A 24,907-nucleotide genomic window follows, 5' to 3' on the forward strand; every position below is an offset into this window, starting at 1 on the left:
TAAAATTCAATTCCCAAAGTAAATAAAGCATTCACCTTCTTCCCTTAGTTGGCTCTAGTTGGCAACATGTGTCATTTCTTGGCTTTCGATTTGGATATGGGCGTAGTGAAACACTCCCGTAGGAACTGATGTATATCTGATAATTTGTAGTATAGTTTTCCGCTTATGGTATAGTAGGGTAATTTCCCAGAAGACCGGTATCGCTGAAGGGAACGGGGACTGATTTTTAGCATTTGAAGCAGGTCTTGGTTGTCCAAAAGTTCCTCACCGTCAATACTAGCGTGGTGTTTTCTAGCACCGTTGATATCTTCGCTAAGGATGTCCAGGCGGTTCATGATGCGCTCCATCCATGCTGTAAATTCCATTTTATCGATATTCATACTTAAGCCTTTTAATGTTGTCTGTACAAAATTGAAGCCTTTGACGCTGATTGTCTGCCAAGCCTTGCCCATTGAAAAAGCGATTTCTTGAAATTTTTACAATCGAAATAATATGTTGAAATACAGGGGTTTTATTTTTGTTGAAGCAAATAAAATGAAATGGAATGGGCGTTTTGCCAATGGGTAGTTATGGGCATAAAAAAGGCAGTGAAGGGAAACACTGCTCTGATTTGAAGATATGAAACGAAGGACTACAATCCTTTGTTCATATATTCTTCCAATGAAGATTTAAGTTCGTCTAAAAATGCGGTTTTTGAACCGGCACGGTCCTTCATACGGTGAAAGGCATGGTGGATATCGCCCAAAGGGGTGCGAAATAGGATCTGAAAGACCAGACTAATCTTTCTAATACCTATTTTTCCATGCGAGATGGCACCAGATACATATAGGGCATAAATGAGCTCAATTAGGGCATTCTTTGAATCTGTCCAGAAAACATCCTTTGCGGTTGCTGGGGTTTCTGGGGAAAATGGCCCTTGTATCTCATCAGGCGTAATGCGTGAAAGAAGATAGGTATAGAGCAGTTCATTGGCAATGATATGGGACACTTTATAATCGTAATAGGTAGAGAATTGGGAATCTATTTCAAAAACAAAACTGTTTAATCCTATAGGAAGGTTTAGTTTTCCCAATCGAAAGAACTCATGGTCACGGTCTGTTCTCCCGGTTTTATAATACCGATAAAAATCAGAATTACGGATGTAATCCTTATATTCTTGTTTTAATAGTTGCAGCTCATTTGAGAAATAATCATGGTACATTTTTCCATTGTTTACCGGACAGCCACTTTCGATTCGATATACTTTATTGTAATAAATTAGTTTACCTAATACTTGAGGCTTGATTTTCCTAAAAAAATCGATCTCATCATTGGGTGTGTTAAAACCGGAAGCCTGGACCTTTTTTTTCAAATCTGATAATAACTCCCGTAAAAAAATAGTCATTTGATAGCACTCTTCAATAATGGATGCTGCTTTTAAACTTAGTGCTTCTTCATGTTTGCTAATACTCAAAAGAGTATTTTTATAAATAGAATGCGTCATATGGTAATGTTTTTAAGTAAAACGGCAATCTCCATAGCGCTCCTGGTCTTATATACTGGTCATCTTTCTGCGATAGGCCAAAGGTGATACTGCTGTTTGTCTTTTGAAAAAGCGACCAAATGATCTAGGGGTGCCAAAGTGTAGCCGCTTACAAATGTTTTTTATAGTTAAATTATTTTGAAGCAAAAACGTAGCTTCTTCGATAATAAACCCATTTATGTGCTGTTTGCTTGTCTTACCAGTGATTTGTTTTAGGGTTTTGCTTAGGTGTTCTGGGGTTACCGTAAGATGTGTGGCGTAAAACCGTACGCCATGTTGCTTTTTAAAGTGTTTTGATAGGAGATCAAAAAAGCGGATGACCAATTGCGCTTTTTTAGTAGCTCTAATTCTGAAATGGGGGTCCTGATTGTAATATATCCCTATTAACTCATATAATAGCACATTGAATTTAAATCCTATGATTCTTTCCTTGAATAGTGTGGTATCCGGTTTTTGCATGCCCAGAACCAAAAGCCCAATCAAATTTGATAATAAGGCTGCCTCTTTATGTGTGAGTACCACTTCCTTGGAAAATGACATCATTAAAAACCCAAAAAGCCTCATTTGAGGCCTTTTGATGTTGTTTTTAAAAGCGAAGCCTAAAGGAAAGCTAACGATGTAAACCAGCCCTTGGGCTTCCATACCTACAATGCTGTAAAAGTTTTTACTAGGGATTACAAGTAATGTTTTGGCCGTTATAAGCTGAACCTCTTCATTCACTTGTAGTCTGATAATGCCATATGCAACCAAAAGAATTGTAAAATGGTGTGCATAACGCCGTCTGTGAAGGTGCTCTTCAAAATACGGGTTTCCTAGCACGTAGACTTTAAGGTCTGCATACTGATATTTACGGTTCTTTCTGTTCAAGATAGCTTCAGTTTTGTTACCTCTTATCGTAAGAAAAGAACTTGGACATCATAGAAATAGAGATAAAAAGCAGGTTTAATACCGATATGAGGAAGAACACAAAAATCAGATTACGCAGATTGATGCTCACTTCCATACCGCTATCATCATGGCTTATTATTTCATCATAGCCATATAAAGATATGATGAAATAAAGGCCTATTAAATTCACTACTAACAGGACTATGGATAAGGTAATGGTTAGTTTTGACCCCATAGCTGAGACTATAAAAGAATACATGATTAATAATTTTATTGATTAATATTCAGATAGATCTCCATAGTAACACTCATTATAACGGCTGTTGTGTCATCATACGCAACTGCGCCTTGGAATTTTGCCGCTATATTAACCTTGTTTCCTACGGATACTTCCCAATCTTTGTCCTTTCTTCGCTTCTTCCTGAAGGTAGAGGAATATTTTAGCAGGGTTGTAGCGGTAAGAATACTTTCATTATCCTCACTGCTCAGGTTCACATCCGCTTTTACTGATTGCTCATAAGCTGTTATGGTGTTATAAAAGGTGTCATCATCCGAACTTTCAATAAGTGAAAGAGAGGTAGCAAAAGTGGAAAAACTTGCTTTCGCCACATCAGTTAAATCGGAATTTTCAATAAAGGTATCCAAACTACTCTCGGGATTATTCACCATATATGTCAAATCCTCCAAGGGAACTAATCCACTAAGATATGTGGTGTTACCGAGATCTTCGGTGGTGTTTTTCACTTGCAGGAAGATGTCCTCAAGGGTAGTGTAACTATAGTTTTCCGATACATAGGTCTCCAGAACTAGGTTATGGAAACTCCCTAAGGTATCGTAGTGACCTAAGCCCTTTGAAAATACGTTGGTATTCTGTTCTTGAAATTCTTTAGTTTGTGTGATTGTTTCTACTGTATATACATCATCTGTAGTACAGCTAACAAAAATAGAAAGAATCAATAAATGGGTACATAAGAAAATTTTTTTCATGGTTACGATTGTTAAAATGTGACTGATTTTTTTTCAGTTCATTTTACCCGGATAAGCAGAACCTGGATGAGCACTTGGCTAGCCTTTTTTGCTTTTGAATTCGAGACAAATCTATTGGTACAGCTATACATCTGCAACCCATTAGGTATTGATTTACCGTATTTTCGATGTGGATTTTCAAAAAATCCATACTGCTTATTTTGCTGAAAACCCAATCTTTTCAAGGGATTGCCTCACATTTAGAAAAAACTTTCCCTATTTTGAAGCATTCTTACAAGATTGTTGACTATATTTAAAGATTAGCCTATTTAAGTAGTGTAGCCCCAATTTTATTTATAATAATGATTCATAAATTTTTAATTATAGCCAGTATATGTATCGCTCAACACATATATGCCGACCAGACTTTTATAAACCTGAACGATACCCTTAGAAATCAAGATTATGATTATCTCTTTGATCGGATTGAAAGTTCTAATGGGAATCGGGTTAAACGGCGGATATATTTGGATGCCTTTCTAAAAAAAGCAAAAACTGAAAATAATTGGGAGGAAATGGTCAATGGGTATAAAAACTATTTGTATTATTCACCTGTCGATTTAAAACTCATTTACGCTGATAGTATGGTTCATACAGCCAAACTATCAAAGGATAATGCCTTAATTGGATCTTCTTATCTCTCAAAAGGGATTGTCTATTACGGGCAGAAAATGCACACCGAAGCCTTGGATGATTATCTTAAGGCCAATGAATATATAGTAAAGACCAATAACAATTACCTTAAAAATAAGGTAAAATATAACATTGCCCATATTAAGTATTACTTGGGTTTCTTTGACGAAGCTTTAGATCTCTTTCAAGAATGTCTTGCCTATTTTAAAAATGACGCGTATAGTAAGCGTGCCTATCTTAACACTTTACATTCAATTGCACTATGTTACAATAAGATTGGGGACTATGGTCTTTGTTCGGATATTAATACGCTCGGGCTCCATGAAGGCAAACGACTTTCCAATCAGGAAATGGATTCCTATTTTATCCACTTGGAGGGAATCAATCAGTACGGTAAAAGCAATTATGCAGAAGCCATAGGTAAGATTACTTATGCGATTCCTTTTATCAAGAAAAATCATGATTTTGCCAATGAAGCCGTAGGGTACTTTTATATTGGAAAGAGTTACTGGAAGTTGAAAAGACCTGAAAAAGCCATGGCTTTCTTTCGAATGGTGGACAAAACATTTACCGAAAAAAACTATATCCGCCCCGATCTTCGAGAGAATTTTGAGCTCATGATTGAATATTACAAATCTAAAGAGAATCCTAAAAGCCAACTCCATTATATAGAAAAGCTTTTAAAGGCAGATAGCATCTTACGCACTAATTTCAGGTATTTATCGGGAAAGATTCATAAGGAATATGATACCAAGGAATTACTTGAGCAAAAGAACGCTATTGAGCAGTTGCTACAAAAAAGAAAACAGGGGGATATTTTAGGTGTTTCGGCAATAGTGGTTTTGTTCTTCATGGTATTACTATTGGCACACCGTTATTTTAAAAATAAGAAACTCTACAAACAAAAGTTTGAAGAGCTTATGAGAAAGAATGACACAGATCAAGTTAAATCTTCTTCTAATAAGACCGTATTGGATATAAACCCAGACGCCGTGGCGGTTGTGTTAAAACAACTGGAGAAATTTGAACGCGATAAGAAGTTTTTGGAAAAAGATTGGACTTTGGGAAAACTTGCTGTTTCCTTTAATTCCAACAATACCTATCTTTCTAAAATCATTTTCCATTACAGAGGAAAGAAGTTTGTTGATTATCTGAACGATTTGAAGGTGGATTATGTAATTGAGTTATTAAAAGAGGATAAAAGAATGCGAAATTATACCAATAAAGCCTTGGCTGAGGAAGTTGGTTTTAGTAGTACACAACGTTTTACCAATGCCTTTGTATCTAGAACAGGTATTTCACCTACCTATTTTATTGAGGAACTTAGAAACCATTGATGGGATAGAATCGGAAAATTAAATGGTTTAACAAAAAATAAAGTTTTGTCATTTTATTAAGATTTTATAAGACAAAAAAGGAACACAAATTTGTGTTCCTTTTAAATACTATCTGATTATATAATTTGTTAAGCTTAAAATATAGATTACCAACTTTGATGCCACTTATAAATCATATTCTTCATATTGGCTAATTATGTTGCCATTTTTTGCATTAATTTTCAAAACTTTGTAGTAACCACCTTCTTTCTCAGGAAGTTTCTCTTTTAATGTCCATACTAATCTTGGGAGAAAAAGTTTATAATCATTAGAACCCTTTTTCTTTTCATAATCAATATCCCATTCACTAATAGAATATCCTTTGTCTTTAGCAATTTCACAAGCTTCTTTAACAGTAATGGCTTTACCTGTAATAACGTCTATTGCAGGTTTTAGAATTTCATCCAAGTCTTCAATTTTATCAATCCTCAGCAAGTTATCATAACATCTACAATCTACTTTTAATGAAGTTATAATGTCATTATTAGTGTCATGAATATCATATTGTAAAACATATTGATATGGGACAATCTTTAATGAATCACTATTCTTATAATTTATAGTTCGATTTTTTGATGTATAAAAATCCGAATAATAGCTATATGATGAATCTCTGTTAAATTTGATTTGAGCTATAATATCTTTAGAGTATATTTTTTTTATATAAAACTGAAAATCACTATTGCAAACTTCAAAATTGAACTTAAGATCCGTTTGCGCTAATAAATTAAAGCATGAGGAAATTGAAATAAGAAAAAACAATATATTTTTCATCTTTACTAATTTTTACTAAATACTAATCTACCTACTGAACCTCCCTTGATTTTAGCGTTTTGTTTTGGTCCAAAATTCCTTGTTGTTACTTGATTATAGCCAGCTTGACTGTTTTTTACTACATCATTATAATTCACAACTCTTCCAAACATAGCAGAAACTCCCTGAGAGTTCACAATTGGTAAGGTGTAACTTGTCCTCTCTGTTTGATTTATACCACTTCCAGTATTGTATAACCTATCTACTTTGACCATTAGCTTCCCAGGATCATTGTGATTACCTCCCAAATTATGACCAATTTCATGAGTACTAACACCTTTGTAAATTTCTGCAAGAGACGATGAAGGATTTGGTGAGTTATAAATATTATTCACACTTGAAGAATCAAGATTAATATGTCTATTATCAGCATCCCCTAAATCAGTAGACCCACCTGCTGGACCATCTGTAACAGTATTGCCATAGTAAACATTAGTGATTTTCCCGTCTGAGCCTTCTGAACTAATAACGTCTGCATAGGCTCTGTCTTTAGCTGCATCTTCATCCTTTACTTCTGTAGCAGAGAGATTAAATTTAACATGAGTTTTATTTCCATCTGCATCTTTTATTTCAAAAGCCTTACCTTTATTGTTATATGCAGCTATAGAATTATTAAATCCATCTTTTTGATCAGAATTTAAACCGTAATAATAATAATTTGCAGTAATAACATATGGATCGTCTGCTGTACCTGAACCAGTTACTATACCATCTCTACCATCTGGATCAATAGCTAAAACTGGATTATTAAAAGCGTAGCTATATGGAGACATTTTACCATAATCACTAGCATGAGGGTCTATTTGCAACATTCTTCCTATTGCTGGATCATACATTCTGAAATGATAATCATAAAGGTCAAGTCCAAGCTCTGTTTGTAGTTCTTTCCCGTTGTACTTAAGCTGGTAACTAGGATCTACTAAGGCACTAGGAGCAGGCCTTCTTAGGGCTATTTCTCCAGTTGAACTTTTGGTATATAGATTAATATCGCTATTATAATTAGTGTGTTTTAAACCAAATGGATAATAGTGATTTTCTTCCAGTATTTTTATGGTTTGTGTACTTGGGTCAACTCCATAACTCACCCGTATGTTTCCTAAATGGTCGGTGTAATTAAACACATAATTGTAAACATTATTGCTATTTACAATGGTATTGCTAACATAACCCTCTGCATGTGGAAAGTACTTTAAATAACTGTCTTTATAATGAAATCCTCCAGCCATATAATCCGTTTTTGTTATTGTACTATTATGGGCCACTACTTTAGATACTTTTTGCCCTGTTGCATTGTAAATGTAGGAAATTTTCTCAGAACCTGCAAAATTAATTTCTGTAGGCAAATTTAAGTGGTTGTACACTATACTGCTAATTCCTTTGTTTTCATCTTTTATCATGTTGCCGTTGGTGTCATAATCATAGTCGTCAACGGTATCTGTAAAACCATTACTGTTTGTGTCCAATGTTTCATTAAATCCTTGTGGTGAAATTGACGAATCTGTTACTCTTCTTAATAGATTTTTGTTGTTTACATCATAAGTATAGGCCAGATCATCAATGCGATTTAGAGCTTGTGCTCCATCCGTATCCCTGTCTCCATAGCGTTGCAAGAGTAAAATGTTTCCGTTTTTATCATAAGAAAGTTTTTCCATGTAGTTATCGGGAGTGGATGCACTGGTTGGTTTTAAATAATTAGCTTCCAACAAACGGTTTAAGCCATCGTATGAGTAATTATACTTTCTTAAAACATTATCACTGGAAGTTTTCCAATAGGTGGATGATATATTTCCATTATATAAAGGGTCAGCGCTGTAGTCATAATTTCCCAAGGAGTCAAAATCGTTGTAATTAATTTTAAACGAAAACAAATCGGTTCCTATGTTTTCAACATCGTTTATATTTTTCAACCAACCTCTGATGTTGTAACTGTAATCAACTGTTTGTAGTCCTGTTGCTCCTGTAGCATATTGACCACCTACGTTTTTACTAATTAATTGCCCCAGTTCGTCATAGCTGTTTTCAGCAATTAATTGTTCAGGGTTTTGATCGATTTGTTGCTTGTGCAAGCGTAAACGGTCTTGGTCGGTGTATTCAAATCTATCGGTTATGGTAATAACAGATGCATTAATGTCATATTTGTGTGTTGTAATGGTGTATTCGGTTTTTCCTGACCAATCTAGCTTGCTGTCTACTTGGGTAAGACCTCCTAAATAGTTTGACGTATAAGTGCTTACTGGTCTATATCTATCATCATACAATGTGTAAGACAGTTCCGCTGCATTTGGATTGTTGGCATCCAGGACTTTTGTCCATGAACCTGTTGGTAGTCCTTTTAAATTGGTCGCTATCGTCTGCCCTAGAATTTGTGTAGGTAATGGAGATGGAGCGTTTGGAAAATTGTAGTTGTCATAATAATTCTTAGTTAAAATGTCATTGATACTTAAAACAAAAGGGTTGCTTCCTAAAGTAATACTGCTTTGGTTAGTTGTTCTTGTGCTCGCCGTGGCTGGCATTTGCTTCCAACCTGTTTGTGTTACGCTTCCAAATACATCATATTCGATTATCATCCATCCTGTATCACTTCCTCCATAAGGGGAAAAAGCAGGCCCTGTGGCTACTGGTCTATCTAATCTGTCATAAATGATAAATTCCCATTGTTTGCCTGGTAATTTCTTTTCCACTAAACGATTGCGGTAATCATACTTGTACTGATAGCCTAAATTATCAAGATTGGCTTGTGTTCCAACTCCTTCTGTTAAAGGAGGTAGAACATAAGTTAAATTTCCATATATGTCATATACGTAATAGGTATCAAGGTTTTCGGTATTTCCTTTGTGATTGACGTTATAGGTTCTCTTTAAAACAACTTTACCTTCTTTGTCTTTGAACTCTTCTGTCGTGTTTTTTAATCCTGAAGTCCAGTTTTCATCTTTGATAACGGTTTTGTAAAGTTGGCTTGGGTTGTAGTATGTTTGTGGGCTTGTAATTGCAATATCATACAATTGTGAAGTTGCATTCCAAGTAGTAGTGGCTTTGAAGCATTTTACTTCACCGTCTACATTAGTTTGGTAATCAAATTTTATTTCTTTTCCACTGCCCATTGCCCATACATTTCCTGGTGCTGCTTGTTTAAACACTCTGTTTAAAGGTGATGCTTCCAGTTCCTTTTCACTATAAGGATGGGTTGTACCTCCATTATAGAAACTGTAAAAATTGCTTAATTCAGTAGCAACTGTTGCAGGATTGGTATAATCTAAGGATGGGGTTTGATTGGCGTAAGGCAAATAATCTTTTGTTTGTCTACCAAATGCATCGTATTCAATGTGAGTTACAATGTCATTCCCTGAATTGGACTGTTTATGTGCTACTTGTTGGATGGGTCTTCCCAGACCATCAAAGTAAGTTATTTGAACAACAGCATTAGCTGGATTTGTGACATCCACATTTCCTGAAGTTGTTGGCTTTTTATAGGTTATGGTTTTAATATAATTCTGATCTTGACTTTGTCCTAAAGCAAGAACAGGGATTAGCATTAGTATGTATAGTAATTTCTTCATCTGGCTTTAGTTTTTATAATGATAGTCGTTCTTACTTAAATTATTACCGTCTTGGTCTCTTACAAATTCCAAGCGATTGAAGTTATCATAATGATAGGTTATCATGTTCCCTTTTGGGTCGGTAACAGTGCTAATTCCCACCAGTGGCTTATAGGTATAAGTTGTTATTAAGGCATTGGGCAAGGCAGTTCTTAAAGCATCCAAAGCAGTGATTAGATTCCCTTCATTAGTACCATTGGAAAGCGTTTGTAGATTCGCTTCATATTGTTGTACCTCTGCATACGTTGCATTTTCTATTTTGGCAATGGGTAAGGTTTTGTTATAACCCCAGATGTAAGTGACTTTTATGCCACTCTCTTGTTGCACTTCACGTATATTTCCATTTTCATCATAAGCATTAAATATCAACCGGTCTTCAGGTGTTGCTGTTCCTTTAGAGGTTTTGACAATTTCGGGTGCTAATAACCCATTACCCCAGTCTTTGTATTGTGTTACCTTAGTTGATGTTTTTTCATTATCTCTAAAAGTCTCTGTTTTTAATGGAATGCTTATCATGTTTTTGTCCACCATAGCTAAGCTTACAGCATCGGTAAATTCAAAAGGATATTTAAAATCTTGAACTAGTGTAGAATTGTTTACAAGAGATGAAGAAGACTGTAGTAAGTCTCTAGAATTATAGCTATAAGTTGTTTCGGAAACTATACTTTGTCCATTATCAAAATGAAGTGTGTTTATTTCATTTGATTTTAATGGCCATTCAATCTGATAATGGTACTGTAATATTTTTCTAGCCACAATTACACTTGGTCCAACTCCAATCACTCCGTTTGGACCGTTAGCAGGGCCTTTATCTTTAAATGCTTTGATAATAGAACTATAAGTAGAACTGTAATTGATTTCATTTCTTTCTACAAGAGTAGAGTTTTTATATTTATCTATGTATTTAATCATTCCATTTTTGTAGTTGATATAACGTGGGGAGTCAGGAAAATTATCGTCAAAAAAATCCGATTCTGTATCATTAAAAAAAGTGTATTTCGTTTTAGAAACATTATTATTCTCATCAATAATATATTCTTCGACCCAGTCATATCCTATAAAATTTCCATTACTAAATGTTGACAAAGGAGTTTTACTTTCCGAAACTTGAACAAGACAGTTATCAATAGCCTCGTTAGGAATTCCGAATCGAATACCTTTATAATATAAAACTGGCTCGACTAACATTTGTCCAATTGGGTAATTAAATTTTCTAGTTTTTGCATCCGTCTTTATTTCGCTTATTCTAATACCTCCAGCATTATAAGTTGCTCCTGGTGTTATATAAAAATTTTCTTGAATTAAAAATCTCCAATAAGCAAGTACATCTTTTGGAGGAGTATAAGCTATAAACTCATAAGTACCAGCATCTAATGTAAACTCTTGTTCTGTTAAAGTAACTTCCTCTCCTTGACCAAATATTTGATTTGATATGCTGTAAGATGTCCCAAAAACGTATGGGCATACATAAGAATAAATAGTACTTGAAGTTGGACTAATTTTCCTTAATCTACCTAAAGGATTTGAAGTAGAATTATAATTATAATTTAAATCTGGCGTTCCATTTGTGTTTTCTAAATCGCAACTAATTTTTATAGTGGTTGGATTGTTAATAACAAATGTATGAGTGTCCTGAGAAGGGTATTCATAAGAAGCATTACTTATACTATTAAAAACTGGCAAATCAATAATAGTACTATTTTGAGTTGATAAAGGATCGTAAGTATGTGTTTCAAAATAGCCAGAGGGCATTTTATTACTTTCAAATTTAAATTCAGCAAAGCCTCCTGTTGGATATGTTATTCTTTTTAAAGTACCTATTATAGCTTTATCAAAATCTGCATCTTTTACGACTCCGTCAAATGTTAAATCATTATTAATTCTTAATCCTATACAATAATTTGAGCCATAATTTTTCCCATTTTGATAACCCCAATAATCTACGTTTTTTGAGTTTTTTGGCGGAAAATTACCTGCAAAATAATCAAAAACATAACCGTTGTTTAATGGATTATTTCCAACATATTCGATTAAAGAATTTAATTTGAGCCTTTTGAAAACGTGTTCATACTGAATATCTCCAGAATAATCATTATTAAAGTAAGAATAATTGAATCTGTAAGACTTTATTAAATCGTTTTTATTATTATAAATAGCAATTGAATCTAATTTTTTAGCAGTAGTTTTTAAATCTAATCTTGAGGAACAATTAAACTCAATTTTTCCAAAATCGCCTTCTATTTTGTTTAACCTTAGACCTTCATTTACAACTTTTGATTTGTAGCTATATTGACTATCACTATAATTATTTGAACCTATTGGTGTACCATAACGATAGTTTTCACGAGATTCTTGAGTTGGCAGGTGCTGCGTTTCAGAATCATACGTGAAATCTATTTCTCTACCTTTACTAGTGATTATTTTTGTTAAGCACCAACTAGTTACATTTGTTGGAGGTCCCATGCCTGAAGAACCCCCATCGCTGCCTAAATCTCCTCTTATATTAAACCAATTATTGAAACTTAAAGCACTTGTGTCATATACAGAATTAGAAGAATGTATATTCTGATTTAACCAACCAACAACAGAATAATTTTTAGTAGTTTCCCATTGATTATATTGATACTGATTTCCTTCTGAATCTGTAATTTTAAATGTCACATTGGATCCTAATCCATTTCTAATTACTTCAACCTTTAAATTATGTGATTTATCAAACAACACAGCTCCTCTTGATTTATCTATTAAAAATTTACCATTCATATTTGGCAGGTTGTAGAAAAAAATATCTGGCTCTGGATCGTAAAATAATTGGTATTCTGGACATCCTGAAGGCCAATAATTACATTCTGAACTACCCTGTTGCCCATAGTGATTGATTAAATTTGAATCAATATCTGGAGCGTCATAATAACCTCTAAGCATAAAAGGATAGCCTCTATCTGAAGTCATCATAAAGTCATCAGCTCCATTAATAGTTCTTGATATTCTGCCTCCGACATCAAGTGACCAACCTAATCCAACCCAAGTTGCTTCCTGATCTACTCTAATTCCTGATGCATGGTAATTCAGTGAAATAGGTAATTTAAAACCATCAACGTTAATTTCATAAATTGGAATACTTGTATTTGGTGTACCAGTATAGTATGAAACTGGATAGTCTGCATATTTAGCAAGTTCAGCAGCGTTTGGAGTCATGGGCACCACATGTGGATATGCTATATCTTCATTTTGTGAATGTAAAGTTGTTACGAAAACAATTGCAATTAATGAAGTAATTATTTTTGTTATTTTTTTCATCTTAAATTTATTTTTTAATCACTTTTACGCTTCCTGTTTGGGTATTGGTATTTATCTCTACAAGATAAATACCTTGTGGTAGGTGGCTTACTTCCATAGGAATGGTGTGTTCTCCTTTTAAGGTTTGGGTTTGCAAGCTTCTTCCGTTTAAATCATATAAAGTAGCTGTACCGTCTTGGTAGTCAAAGTTGACTATGACATTGGTAAAACTAATCGCTGGATTGGGCATCGCTTCTACTGTGATTTTTAGTTCTTCTTCTTTTTCTTTGTCTCTTAGTTTTACTACCCAAAAATCGGTGCCTCCTTTTGTGGAGTTTTTGTCTCTTGATGCATTTCCGTTTGAAGTTCCTGCTAATAAGTATCCACCATCTCTGGTTTCTAGTAGTTTTTTTAGTACTTCATCACCTTTACTTCCTACCGTTTGGTTCCAAATTTCTTCTCCTTTGGCATTGATTTTTAAAGCTATATAATCGTTAATCCCTTCTTTGTCTGATTGCAAACTTTTCACTTTTGACTTTTGACTTTTCACTTGTGCCTCACTCTGTGCATAGCCTCCAATCAAGTAGCTTCCATCTGGGTTTTCTACAATCGAGGTTAAGACATCAATTTTACCATAGTTATAGGTTTCTTGCCAATCGATGCCTCCTGTTTTATCCAATTTTAGTACCCAAAAATCAGTACCTTCTTTGTTGGATTTTGATTTGGAATTCGTAGCTCCAGAATTGGAATTTCCTCCTACTATAAAGCCACCGTCTTTCGTTTGAGAAAGCGCAAATAAGTTGTCGTCTTTATCACCACCTAATGTGCTTTGCCATTCAATAACACCCTCTTCGTTTAGTTTTACTATCCAGTAATCACCTAATCCGTAATTGGCTTCGGTTTTGTCTCCCGAAATTGGGGAATTGGAATAACCTCCTAGTATATAACCACCATCTGTAGTTTGGTGGATGCTTTTTAATTCGTCTTGGTATTGCCCTCCAATGGTTTTTTGCCATTGCATCGTGCCATCTGACTTTAATTTTACTACCCAATAATCTAAATTCCCTCTGGAATCTTCATTTTTGGAGTATTTGTCTTTTTCAATATCTTCCGAAGCATCTGAACTGGAAGTGCCTCCTAAAATATAACCACCATCTTTTGTAGGAGCTACACTTAGTAGTTTTTCCATGCTACTGCCTCCTATGGTTTTTTGCCAAATTTCTTGTCCTTTGGCATTTAATTTTATCACCCAAAAATCTTCTTGTCCTTTTGAAGCTTCTTTTTTGTCGATTCCTTTATCTGAAGTAGAGGTTCCTCCTAATATAAAACCGCCATCTTGGGTAATGGCAATGCTTTGTAGTAGGTCTACTTGGTTCCCTCCAAAGCTTTTTTGCCAATCGAGATTGCCATTTTCATCCATTTTCCAAAGCCAATAATCTAGGTCTCCTTTATTATCATCTTCTTTGTTGCCGTTTTTCCCAGAAATAGAGCTTCCTGCTAGAATAAATCCATAGTCTGGTGTAGCAATGGCATCATATAGAAATTCGGCATGTTTGCCTCCATAGGATTTCTCCCAAAGGATGTCTTGGGCTGACACAATAGTGGTACATAACAGTATCGCTGTTATATAAGTACGGGTTAATACAGTCATTTTTACGAGAATTAATTTTTAATAAAATAGAAATTAGCACGTGTTAATAATAACACGAAAATAAAATCGCACAATAGTATAAACTTTGTAAGAATAAATTTTACAGTTTTTCTATACTTTTTGTTAAAATTTACACATAAAGAAACAGTAACTTGGTCAACAATCGTTGTTTTTGAATTCATGACAAATCTATTTGTAGAATGATTCATCTGCAACCAATGATGTGTTGATTTACCGTATTTTCGATATGGATTTTTTGAAAATCCATACTCTTTTTCTATTAAGAATCTGGAATTTTCAGGAGATAACCTCTATTTTGGGAAAGCTTCCCTTTTTTGAGAAATTCTTATGTATGTCTTTAAAAAATGGGAGAAGTGGTATTTACTATCCTTATTTAAAAGGTTTGCGAACAAGCATAAGCAAAGTCATTACTTTTGAGGTAAGTTTGTTTTTCAAGATACTGACGGCTTTTCCAACCTGATTTTCAACGGTCTTTACAGAGATATCCAATTTTTTGGCGATTTCCTTTTGCGGTATGCCCTCTTGTTTATGGAGCAGGAAAATCTCACGACAACGTGGTGGAAGCTTGTCAATGGCTTCTTTTAATTTATTGAGCTTTAATTGCCAAGTTTCCTCACTTTCTTCCAATAGTGGTGTTAGTGCTTGGAATTTAAAGGCGTCTAGCTCCTCATGATAGCGTTTCTCTTTTCTATATCCATTAATAAACTCATTATAGGTCATTCGATAGAGATAAGCTTTAAGGGAACCATTTGGATGGAAGGATTCTCGTTTGGTCCACACCTTTAAAAATACCTCCTGAACAATATCCTCAGCTTTACTTTGGTCAGAAGTGAAAGTTAAGGCATAGTGGTAAAGACGCTCGTAATAATAATGGAAAAGGGACTGGTAGGCCTGCTGGTTACCACACCTAATTTCGGGGAGTATCCTAAGTTCATATTCAGGTGAAAAATCCATTGCCAGTCACGTAACGAAAAAATAAAGATAAGATAACCTTTGTTAAAAAAAAATATTTTTTTCGTAGGGGATTTTAGGAATTATGGCGTGTTATAGATAAAACAACCGTTATAATCCCATATAAAATGGAAAACAAAGACAATAGGCTTATAGAAGAATTTCTTAACGGCAAACTAAACGAACAGGATGCAGAAACTTTAAAAAAGTGGATGGAACATCCTGACAATGCCCATTTCCTAAAAGAAGAAACCCAGCTGTATTATCGTCTTAATGCCCTATTACATTCAGTTGATACTGAGAAAGCCTATAAAAGAAATACCGCTTTGCTCCATAAAAAAGCAACAAGGAGATTCCCATGGGTATCTATATTTAAATATGCAGCCCTTATGGTTATGTTATTGGGTTCAGCATGGCTTATACGGTCTTTATTGTTAGCTGGAGATGATAAACTCATAATACCTGAAACGCAGATTACCCTTGAATTGGAGGATGGTTCCTTAATGAAAATCCAACTAGGAGAAACTCGTGAAATCCAAACAGCAAAAGGTGAAAAAATTTCTACCCAAAAACATGATATCCTGTATTATGACACCACCTCAAAAGATAATAAAACAACCTATAATACCTTAAAGATACCTTATGGCAAAACCTTTAAAGTACAATTGTCCGATGGTAGTCTTGTACATCTTAATGCTGGGTCACAGTTAAAATATCCCAATAATTTTACCGAATCTAAACGAAAGGTTTATTTGCAAGGAGAAGCTTATTTTGAGGTAACTCCTAATAAAGACAAACCTTTTATAGTACAAACATCAGATACTGATATTCAAGTATTAGGCACCAAATTCAATGTTTCTGCATATCCAGACGAAAAGCTAGTTGCCACGGTTTTAGTGGAAGGCTCAGTAAAAATTACAGAAAAAGAAACCAACAAAAGTACAAATGTTATTCTGCTTCCTGGCCAGCTAGCCTTATGGAATAAAACCACTGAAAAAATAAATGTTACTAAGGTAGATGTGGAAGATTACACTTCATGGATAGAAGGAAAACTGGTTTTTGAGAGCAAGACCTTTGAAGAAATGCTTAGGGTGTTGCAGCGTAAATACAACGTTTCAATCGAAAACCGCTATAGCGAACTCAATACAGGACGCTATAGAGGGCGCTTCGAAGATGAATCCATAGAACAGATCATGAAAACATTTGCAAAAAGCCGTCTGTTCAGTTATACCATAAAGAACAATACCTTAATTATTGAAAAACCTGAAAATAAATAACACCCTTAAAACAATTATAGAGATATGAAAAGTTTCCCTTTTATTATTAGAAAACCGCCATAGGAAGAACCCCCATTTTTCTTAATTTGAATTAGTCATTAAAAAATCGTGGGATGCGCTAACATCCCACGATGACTAAAATTTAGTGATCGTAACAATCAAACCACCAAAAGACAAAAATATGAAAAATACTTTTTGTACAAGAGGCTTAGTTCCTTGTACTTTTAAATTTGACCTAAAGATGAAACTCACCGTTTTCTTTGTTGCTGTTTCTTTATTCCAGTTACAGGCTTTTACCTTTTACGGACAAAAGGCAAAAGTAAGCCTGAATGCGGAAGGGACAACACTTGAAACGGTTTTTAAGGAAATCGAGAAACAGACCGATTATAGGTTTTTCTACAATCTGGAAGATATCGATACCAAGCGCGCTGTTACCCTTAAAATAAAACAGCAACCTCTTGATGTTGTATTGAAAGCCTTATTTAAAGACACTGTTATTGATTATGACATTGTGGAAAAACAGATTGTACTTACTGTAAAAAAGGTAGTTCCCCCAAACCCAAAGGGCGCAGATAATACCAAACCACAACAATCGATACAAGGTAAGGTTTATGACCACGCTGGACTTCCCTTCCCCGGAGTAACAGTCCTTATAAAAGGAACTACCAGAGGAACTGCAACAAATTTTGATGGCTCTTACACCATCCTTGTACCCAACCCAGAGAGCATACTCGTGTTTTCTGCTTTAGCATTTGCACCACAGGAAATAACCGTTGGTAACCAAACAGTGATTAATGTGACACTTATGGAACAGGTGAGTGAATTGGGAGAAGTGACCTTGAGTTTCAATACAGGATATCAGCACTTGCCAAAAGAACGGGCAACAGGAAGTTTTGTTCATATTGACAGTGCCCTAATTAACAGACGCGTCGGGACAAATATTTTAGAAAGGCTGGAAGGTCTGTCAAGTGGCCTTCTATTTAACTCTAGAATTCAGGATGGGAATAATAATTCCAATATTACTATACGTGGACGTAGTACCATATTTGCCAATCCTAACCCACTAATTATAGTGGATAATTTTCCTTATGATGGCGATATTAACTCCATTAACCCTAATGATATTGAAGATATAACCATTTTAAAAGATGCTGCGGCAGCAAGTATATGGGGAGTTCGTGCAGGAAACGGAGTAATAGTAATAAGTACTAAAAAAGGAAGTCCAAATACAAAACCTACCATCAACATTAATTCAAATGTTACTGTAGGTCAAAAACCAGACCTTTACTATCCATCCCAAATATCATCTCCTGATTTTATAGGGCTTGAGAAGTTTCTGTTCGACCAAGGATTTTACGATAATGAGATTAGTAACGGATACTCCGCAATATCCCCAGCTGTAGCATTAATGCAACATTTAAGGGAGGGAGGGATTTCACAAAATGAATATGGTCGCAAAATAGCACTATTGGCTAGTTATGATGTACGGGATGACCTGAAAAAATATTTTTACAGAAGCAGTATTAATCAACAACTCAATGTTAATATCAGTGGCGGGAATGATTACCAAAAATATTTTATTTCGGGAGGATTTGACAAAAACCTTGACAACCTGACCACGAATAGCTTTGAACGGGTAACCATCAATGCCAACAATACCTATAACCTGTTGAGAGACAAGTTACAGGTGTTTACAGGAGTGTATTTCTCCCAAAATACCACAGGTAGTAATGCAGACACTTACAGGCCATACAGACCCTATGACCGTTTAGCAGACAATAATGGAAACCCTTTGCCAGTAACCGATTACTTCAATCAAAACCTGAGAGCTTCTTATGTGGATACTGTCGGAAGCGGTAGATTATTGGATTGGCATTATTATCCTTTAAATGAACGCAACGAAAACCGTGAGTCTAAGCTAACAGGATACCGGTTTCTCTCTGGAATTACCTATAACATTACTGACTACTTAAAACTTCAGGCTAATTATCAATACCAACAGGATGAAAAAAAAGATGTTATTAACCGAGATCAGAATTCATTTTACGCCCGTAATTATATCAACAGGTTTTCATCAATCGATGAAACAGGCACGGTAAACCGAGTTGTGGGATTGGGGGCAATAGTTGACAGGTTTAATACCAGTATCCGTTCCCAGTACGGAAGGATACAACTTAGTTATGACGATGTAATCAATGAAAAACATACCATAACCGCATTAGGCGGATTTGAGATTAAGGACTATCAGGAAGATTATTTTGCGCAACGTTATTATGGCTATAACCCTGAACTGGGAACCAATAGTAATTCGCAAATCAACCCAATGCAATACTATAAGATTTACTATGACCCTTTTGGTTATTCTACCATTGCTACCGACCCATCCGAATCAGGGGCAACAGACCGCTACCGTTCATGGTATTTCAATGCGGCCTATACCTTTAACAACCTGTATACTATCAGTGGAAGTGTAAGGAAAGACGAGACTAACTTGTTTGGTGTAAAAGCAAACCAGAAAGGAGTGCCTTTATGGTCTGCCGGAGCTAGCTGGAACATTGGGAAAGAAGCCTTTTATCATAGTGCCTTACTTCCGAATCTAAAACTCAGAATGTCTTTTGGATATAACGGCAATGTTGATAAAACTACTTCCGCCTACCTGACAGCTAATGCCTTGTTCTATAATAACTGGAATGTTAACTACAGTACCATTATAAATCCTCCTAACCCTTCTTTGGGATGGGAGAAAATTCAAAATGTTAACTTGGGGTTAGATTTCGCATTAAAAAATCATGTTGTTTCCGGTTCATTAGAATATTACCAAAAAAAGGGAACAGACTTAATAGGTAACAGCCCAATTGCGCCACAAACGGGAGTTACCTATTATAGAGGGAACAATGCTAATAGTGAGATTAATGGATTTGATGCCACTATCAATTTTATAGCCTTGAACAAAAGGGTTAAATGGGATATTGACTTTCTTTATAGCTATATGTCAAATAAAATTACCAAGTATAAAGCCTTGCAGGGATACAATGGGGTAATTATAAATGGTAATTATAGCAATCCTTTAGAAGGCTATCCTTATTCTTCCGTTTTCGCCTTCAGATCAGCTGGATTGGATAGTGAGGGTAATCCGCAAGGTTATCTTAATGGGGATATTAGTACGGAATATTCAGAGATTTATAACTCAACCGATTCGGATGAATTGATCTTTAAGGGGTCTGCGGTTCCAATCTCTTTCGGTAGTCTGAGGAATAATTTACAATTTAAGGACTTCTCTTTATCGGTCAATGTTATTTACAAGCTGGATTACTATTTCCGCAGGACAGGTGCATTTTCTGGAAGTAATTATAGCAATTATACGCAGGGCGATTTTCCTGACCGATGGCAAAATCAGGGCGATGAATTAACGACTAGGGTTCCGTCTTTAGTATACCCGCAGAATTACCTGAGAGATCTCTTTTATTTAAGTTCGGAGGATGTAGTGGAAAAGGGTGACCATATCCGACTGCAGGATATAAGACTTAGTTATCAGCTTAATAAAAACAACCTTAAATGGCTCCCTTTTCACACGATTCAAATCTATAGCTATATCAATAATATAGGTATAATATGGCGAGCCAATAAAAAGGGAATTGATCCAGATGTCGGAACGCAGTTAATTCCGGCAGTGAGAACATTTGCATTTGGGGTAAACACAACTTTTTAAAATTCAGGACATGAAGAACTATACAAAAAATACAATATGGCTTATCTTTTCCCTTTTTTCTTTCATATACGGTTGTAATGAGGGCTTTCTGGAAGAAAAACCTAGCACTGCCTTACAGCAACCGCATACTATTGCTGATTTTGAGCAACTTTTGAGCAATACCGATGTATTCAACCAGACAAGCTCTCTAGTATTGGCTGCTTCAGATGAATACGAAATCCCTACTTATGAGGCCTATCTTGCCCTTACACAATTAACGGCTCGTAATTCCTATACTTGGGAAAAAGACCTATATGGCGGGCAGGTAAATGTACCACAGTGGAACCTTCCTTATACTGCTGTTTTTTACACTAACAATGTACTGGAAGGATTACAAACCTCAAATAATATAGGAACAGCAGATTGGAACAAAATAAAGGGATGGGCTCTATTTTCACGTGCCTATGCTTTCTATGACCTAGCTCAGAATTTCTGTGAAACCTATGATAGTGATACCGCCGGGAGTACTTTGGGAATTCCCATCAGGCTTAAACCTGGTGTCGATGAAATTGTGCAGAGATCAACATTGCAGAAAACCTATGAGCAAATCCTCTCCGATTTGACCCAGGCAGATGATTTGCTGGATAACGATATCTCTGAAGATTTTCGTTATCAGCCTTCAAAAGCCGCTGTATACGCTTTTTTTGCAAGGGTTTATCTAAGCATGGGGCAATACGCTGAAGCCGAAAATTATGCAGACCTTTGTTTGGCCACCTATAACGCGCTTATTGATTACAATACCATTTCGAAAACCGCTTCAACACCGTTTAGGAACTCAAATGTAGAAAATATTTACTACAGTGTACAAACAACTGACCTGACCGCTGTTTCAGCCTCCTTATCCAGTGCAAAATATACGGTAAAGCCTTCTGTTCTGGCAATGTACGATTCCAACGATTTGAGAAGGTCGCTTTATTTTTCTTTAGTGGCCAGCGGGAATACCATAAGAAAAAGGACCTATAGCGGGCATCCTTTATTCTTTACAGGCTTGGCTACAGATGAAGTGTACCTGATAAAAGCAGAGTGTGCAGCACGAAGGACCGATTATCCTGTGGCATTGGAAACATTAAACACCCTGTTGGAAAACCGATTTGCTACTGGGACATTTACTCCCCTGACGGTTGGAAACACCCCTAACGTTTTAGCAACCGTATTGGAAGAAAGACAAAAGGAATTGGTTTTTAGGGGACTGAGATGGTCTGACCTGAAACGTTATAATAAGGAAGGAGCAAATATTACACTCACAAGGGTTCTGAACGGCCAGTCCTATACTTTAGCTCCAAATGCCCCAAGATATGTCTTTCCTATTCCTTCTGATGAAATAAGCTATAGCGGAATAGAACAAAACCCTAGGTAGATCCTAAAAATAAATAATGGTAGGAAAAATAACCGTCTTTAAATTGTGACGGTACTTACTCTTTTCCTGCTTTTAATAAATGTAGAAACGTTATTTAAGATGAAAACAAATAAAAAATATTTTGTACAGAAACTAAATCCCATTATACTTTTGGGCATTATAACCCTGTTACAGTTAACAGCCTGTAAAAAAGCAGATTCAGATACGCCTTTAAACAGAAATATTGTCATTTATGGCACTTTAGGCGTAGAAATTAAAGCCTCAGATAGAGAAAAAATTGAAGAAGAAGTTGTTGTGCAATCACAGTTTTTATCAGGATCTGATCTAAATCATATACAGCGTTGTAAAGTAGAACTTAAAAGCAATAATTTTAGTATCACGATAAAACCCCAAGGTGATTTTAGTTTTGTTAGTTTGGCAAGTTTTCCCTCAAAGATCTTAAAAAAGGGTTCCTTTTTTATTGTGCCAGGAGACTCCATCCATATTGACATACAGGATAGTGAAAAATGTATAATAAATTCCAACAACCCCCAATTGCTTCAGTGCCAACTTGATTTAATGGAAGTAAAAAACATCAGTGAATACCCAATAACAGAGAATTCTTCTGCGGTATCAAGGCTTTCTGATTATAAAGATAGTGCTTTTAATCGTTATGAAGAAATATTCTCCCAGTATGAAGGAAAGGTAGCCCCTGAAGTATTAAACACTTTAAAAATTCATTACCAGACACAACAAAACGCTATTTTTATGACCAAGGTGAATAGTTACGCTCTATTTTCCCATAATGATAGCCTTAAATACAAGGCAAAAAGCAGAATAATCAGTGATTTTGAAACTTTGGATATTATATCTGATACCCTTCAGGTTAGATACTCCATCAACTATGCCGAATATCTGTTAAGCTATATACGTAACTATCATCAACTTACTAGTCCTTTAGCAAATCAGGAGCAGTTGTTTGCGAAAATTTATAAGAATATTGATAAAAACTACCAAGGACTGTTAAGGGATAAGCTATTAACAGTGTTGTCTATTAGGTATATGAATTCCAGTAAGGCTTCCTATACCTACCTAAGCCGTAGCCATGCTTCTGTAAAAGATCCTGATTATCGTGAAATATTAAGGGTTATAAGAGAAGCAAGAACGGCAGGTAAAAAGGTGTTTCCCTTTGCCCTTCCGGATGTAAACGGTAAAGTCTATACACCCGACGATTTTAAAGGAAAAGTAGTGGTATGTAAGCTTTGGTTTACCGGTTGCGGAGGTTGTACCTATCTACACAAAGTATTAAAACCCTGGAAACTAAAATATAAGGATAACAAGGAGGTGGAATTTATCAGTATAAATGTTAACAACAAAAAAGGACAATGGGAAAAAGGGCTACAGTCCGGAGTCTATTGTTCCCCCGATGAAATTAACCTGTCTACTTTCGGGGAAGGGTTTGATCATCCAATGCTAAAATATTACAACTTTGTGGGTTACCCGCAAGTATTGGTGTTTGATAAAAACGGGAATCTAATCTCTGCAAATCCAGCAGTAGGAGGAAATTATGAAGTCTTGAAATCAGAGCTTGACAAAATGATTCTTGAGAATTTATAAAAAAAGGCTCCGGTTTTGCCGGAGCCTGTTTGTTTACTAGTCTTGATTCCAAAGTCTGTTACCGCCCGATTCTGTCCCTCCAGGAGGTCGGCTAGAATAGTTAAAGGAAGATACTCCAGGGTCGTTGGCATATATAATCTTACATCCGTGATCAACCACTTGATCCGGATCGCAAAATCCCTCAGGATTTGTGATTTTTGTGTAATTATCAAGACTTAACTGATAAAATGTAACCGAAGCTACGTTCTCTGATGCTCTAAAGGCACTAAATCCAATAGCAAGGACTGCTACCAGCATGCCCATTGCAAGTTTTTGAAAATTTTTCATAGTTTAATTGTTTTTAAAAATTGATTTGCTAAGTCTCAGGGCAATCACAGCTAGTGCAATACATGCACTGTTAAACACTAGATGACCACCCCAGCCTAGTCTTTCGATAATCAGGTTGCATTGGCATGGAAGCTTTTCAGCCCAGAAATACATGCTAACTATATAGAGTGTAAAGACACCCATTAAACCAGTAAAGGCATATAGTCCGACACGTTGTGTTTTGGGCATGATAAGCAATAGCGATATAGCGATTTCACTTATCGGAACCATCCAGCCGACAAAAGTTGCCAGTGACCCAACAAATGTTACCTTAGCAAGGCCTAGGATAAATCTTTCGTGATCCACTATTTTGGTATAAGCAGAAGTTAGAAAAAGAAATACACCACCCAAGCAAATGATAAGGACAATCGCATCCTTTAGTCTTGGACTAAGCCGAAAAAAGGACTGTTTATTCACTAAAGTAACCATAATGCAAACCGTTTAAAGATGAGATAAAATAGTTGTAAAAAACATACACTGTAGATAGGGCAATAAGGCCTAGGTACCACTTTCCACAATACCAGTAAACTGCGCATTTTACTGATAGCATACTTTTAATTCACATCGGTAAAACATAAAAGCCATTAAATGCTTATTTTCTACCGTTACAGTCGGGCAACTACAATAATTTTGCATTGCCAAATCCAATCCATCCCACATTTAATATGAAATAGGGTCGTCATATAACTTGTGCCCTTCCATTAACTTACTAAAAACTGCATAAACAAATAAAAGGACATAAATCAAACAAAATAATTTCAACGATAATAGAATATGTAGCTTTATTACTTCGCATGATGTAGGTTT

At 35.5% G+C, this 24,907-nt stretch carries 16 protein-coding genes; 5 read left to right on the forward strand and 11 right to left on the reverse strand.

Features of this window, described 5'->3' with window-relative positions:
• Window positions 1-71: 71 nt before the first annotated feature.
• From CJ739_RS03345 to CJ739_RS03360, 4 genes are all read right to left on the reverse strand, one after another.
• The gene (locus tag CJ739_RS03345; RefSeq protein ID WP_117178691.1) at window positions 72-380 is read right to left on the reverse strand and encodes a helix-turn-helix domain-containing protein; all 309 of its coding nucleotides are present in this window, start codon (window positions 378-380) and stop codon (window positions 72-74) included.
• A 251-nt stretch (window positions 381-631) separates the two neighbouring features.
• Window positions 632-1,483 carry an RteC domain-containing protein gene (locus CJ739_RS03350; protein WP_117172636.1) on the reverse strand — a complete coding sequence of 284 codons (852 nt, stop codon included), beginning with the start codon at window positions 1,481-1,483 and terminating at the stop codon, window positions 632-634.
• A 48-nt stretch (window positions 1,484-1,531) separates the two neighbouring features.
• Window positions 1,532-2,389: a helix-turn-helix domain-containing protein gene (locus CJ739_RS03355; protein WP_117172637.1), complete on the reverse strand. Its 858-nt coding sequence runs from the start codon at window positions 2,387-2,389 to the stop codon at window positions 1,532-1,534.
• A gap of 291 nt (window positions 2,390-2,680) precedes the next feature.
• A complete protein-coding gene (locus tag CJ739_RS03360) occupies window positions 2,681-3,397 on the reverse strand; it encodes a hypothetical protein (RefSeq protein ID WP_117172638.1) in 717 nt (238 codons plus the stop codon).
• Between the two features lie 341 nt (window positions 3,398-3,738).
• Between CJ739_RS03360 and CJ739_RS03365 the strand changes: the two genes are divergently transcribed.
• Window positions 3,739-5,406, forward strand: coding sequence for a helix-turn-helix domain-containing protein (locus CJ739_RS03365; protein ID WP_117172639.1), 1,668 nt, complete (start codon window positions 3,739-3,741; stop codon window positions 5,404-5,406).
• 165 nt (window positions 5,407-5,571) lie between these two features.
• Here CJ739_RS03365 and CJ739_RS03370 read toward each other — a convergent pair whose 3' ends face one another.
• From CJ739_RS03370 to CJ739_RS03390, 5 genes are all read right to left on the reverse strand, one after another.
• Window positions 5,572-6,219: a PepSY domain-containing protein gene (locus tag CJ739_RS03370; protein WP_117172640.1), complete on the reverse strand. Its 648-nt coding sequence runs from the start codon at window positions 6,217-6,219 to the stop codon at window positions 5,572-5,574.
• 5 nt (window positions 6,220-6,224) lie between these two features.
• Complete coding sequence (locus CJ739_RS03375; protein ID WP_117172641.1) at window positions 6,225-9,815, reverse strand: DUF6443 domain-containing protein; 3,591 nt, start codon at window positions 9,813-9,815, stop codon at window positions 6,225-6,227.
• A 6-nt stretch (window positions 9,816-9,821) separates the two neighbouring features.
• The gene (locus CJ739_RS03380) at window positions 9,822-13,154 is read right to left on the reverse strand and encodes a hypothetical protein (protein ID WP_117172642.1); all 3,333 of its coding nucleotides are present in this window, start codon (window positions 13,152-13,154) and stop codon (window positions 9,822-9,824) included.
• Window positions 13,155-13,161: 7 nt separating this feature from the next.
• The gene (locus tag CJ739_RS03385; protein ID WP_117172643.1) at window positions 13,162-14,784 is read right to left on the reverse strand and encodes a T9SS type A sorting domain-containing protein; all 1,623 of its coding nucleotides are present in this window, start codon (window positions 14,782-14,784) and stop codon (window positions 13,162-13,164) included.
• Window positions 14,785-15,174: 390 nt separating this feature from the next.
• Window positions 15,175-15,759 carry an RNA polymerase sigma factor gene (locus CJ739_RS03390; RefSeq protein ID WP_117172644.1) on the reverse strand — a complete coding sequence of 195 codons (585 nt, stop codon included), beginning with the start codon at window positions 15,757-15,759 and terminating at the stop codon, window positions 15,175-15,177.
• 125 nt (window positions 15,760-15,884) lie between these two features.
• Between CJ739_RS03390 and CJ739_RS03395 the strand changes: the two genes are divergently transcribed.
• The 4 genes from CJ739_RS03395 to CJ739_RS03410 all read left to right on the forward strand — a co-directional run bounded on the left by CJ739_RS03395 (window position 15,885) and on the right by CJ739_RS03410 (window position 23,734).
• Window positions 15,885-17,033 (forward strand): FecR family protein, encoded by a 1,149-nt coding sequence (locus CJ739_RS03395; protein ID WP_117172645.1) that lies wholly within the window; start codon window positions 15,885-15,887, stop codon window positions 17,031-17,033.
• Between the two features lie 181 nt (window positions 17,034-17,214).
• Window positions 17,215-20,742 carry a SusC/RagA family TonB-linked outer membrane protein gene (locus tag CJ739_RS03400; RefSeq protein ID WP_117172646.1) on the forward strand — a complete coding sequence of 1,176 codons (3,528 nt, stop codon included), beginning with the start codon at window positions 17,215-17,217 and terminating at the stop codon, window positions 20,740-20,742.
• 10 nt (window positions 20,743-20,752) lie between these two features.
• Window positions 20,753-22,138 (forward strand): RagB/SusD family nutrient uptake outer membrane protein, encoded by a 1,386-nt coding sequence (locus CJ739_RS03405; RefSeq protein ID WP_117172647.1) that lies wholly within the window; start codon window positions 20,753-20,755, stop codon window positions 22,136-22,138.
• 99 nt (window positions 22,139-22,237) lie between these two features.
• Window positions 22,238-23,734: a TlpA family protein disulfide reductase gene (locus CJ739_RS03410; protein ID WP_117172648.1), complete on the forward strand. Its 1,497-nt coding sequence runs from the start codon at window positions 22,238-22,240 to the stop codon at window positions 23,732-23,734.
• 36 nt (window positions 23,735-23,770) lie between these two features.
• Here the strand turns inward: CJ739_RS03410 and CJ739_RS03415 are convergent, their stop codons facing one another.
• Window positions 23,771-24,031 carry a hypothetical protein gene (locus CJ739_RS03415; RefSeq protein ID WP_162880116.1) on the reverse strand — a complete coding sequence of 87 codons (261 nt, stop codon included), beginning with the start codon at window positions 24,029-24,031 and terminating at the stop codon, window positions 23,771-23,773.
• Between the two features lie 33 nt (window positions 24,032-24,064).
• A complete protein-coding gene (locus tag CJ739_RS03420) occupies window positions 24,065-24,529 on the reverse strand; it encodes a MauE/DoxX family redox-associated membrane protein (protein WP_117172650.1) in 465 nt (154 codons plus the stop codon).
• Window positions 24,530-24,907 lie beyond the last annotated feature (378 nt).

Source organism: Mariniflexile sp. TRM1-10 (assembly GCF_003425985.1).
Classification (GTDB): Bacteria; Bacteroidota; Bacteroidia; order Flavobacteriales; family Flavobacteriaceae; genus Mariniflexile.

Coding starts and splice junctions, on each gene's coding strand:
- CJ739_RS03405 (WP_117172647.1), top strand. CDS start 20,753: ATGAAGAACTATACAAAAAATACAATATGGCTTATCTTTTCCCTTTTT.
- CJ739_RS03400 (WP_117172646.1), top strand. CDS start 17,215: ATGAAAAATACTTTTTGTACAAGAGGCTTAGTTCCTTGTACTTTTAAA.
- CJ739_RS03390 (WP_117172644.1), bottom strand. CDS start 15,759: ATGGATTTTTCACCTGAATATGAACTTAGGATACTCCCCGAAATTAGG.
- CJ739_RS03365 (WP_117172639.1), top strand. CDS start 3,739: ATGATTCATAAATTTTTAATTATAGCCAGTATATGTATCGCTCAACAC.
- CJ739_RS03410 (WP_117172648.1), top strand. CDS start 22,238: ATGAAAACAAATAAAAAATATTTTGTACAGAAACTAAATCCCATTATA.
- CJ739_RS03420 (WP_117172650.1), bottom strand. CDS start 24,529: ATGGTTACTTTAGTGAATAAACAGTCCTTTTTTCGGCTTAGTCCAAGA.
- CJ739_RS03385 (WP_117172643.1), bottom strand. CDS start 14,784: ATGACTGTATTAACCCGTACTTATATAACAGCGATACTGTTATGTACC.
- CJ739_RS03415 (WP_162880116.1), bottom strand. CDS start 24,031: ATGCTGGTAGCAGTCCTTGCTATTGGATTTAGTGCCTTTAGAGCATCA.
- CJ739_RS03395 (WP_117172645.1), top strand. CDS start 15,885: ATGGAAAACAAAGACAATAGGCTTATAGAAGAATTTCTTAACGGCAAA.
- CJ739_RS03345 (WP_117178691.1), bottom strand. CDS start 380: ATGAATATCGATAAAATGGAATTTACAGCATGGATGGAGCGCATCATG.
- CJ739_RS03350 (WP_117172636.1), bottom strand. CDS start 1,483: ATGACGCATTCTATTTATAAAAATACTCTTTTGAGTATTAGCAAACAT.
- CJ739_RS03370 (WP_117172640.1), bottom strand. CDS start 6,219: ATGAAAAATATATTGTTTTTTCTTATTTCAATTTCCTCATGCTTTAAT.
- CJ739_RS03360 (WP_117172638.1), bottom strand. CDS start 3,397: ATGAAAAAAATTTTCTTATGTACCCATTTATTGATTCTTTCTATTTTT.
- CJ739_RS03375 (WP_117172641.1), bottom strand. CDS start 9,815: ATGAAGAAATTACTATACATACTAATGCTAATCCCTGTTCTTGCTTTA.
- CJ739_RS03380 (WP_117172642.1), bottom strand. CDS start 13,154: ATGAAAAAAATAACAAAAATAATTACTTCATTAATTGCAATTGTTTTC.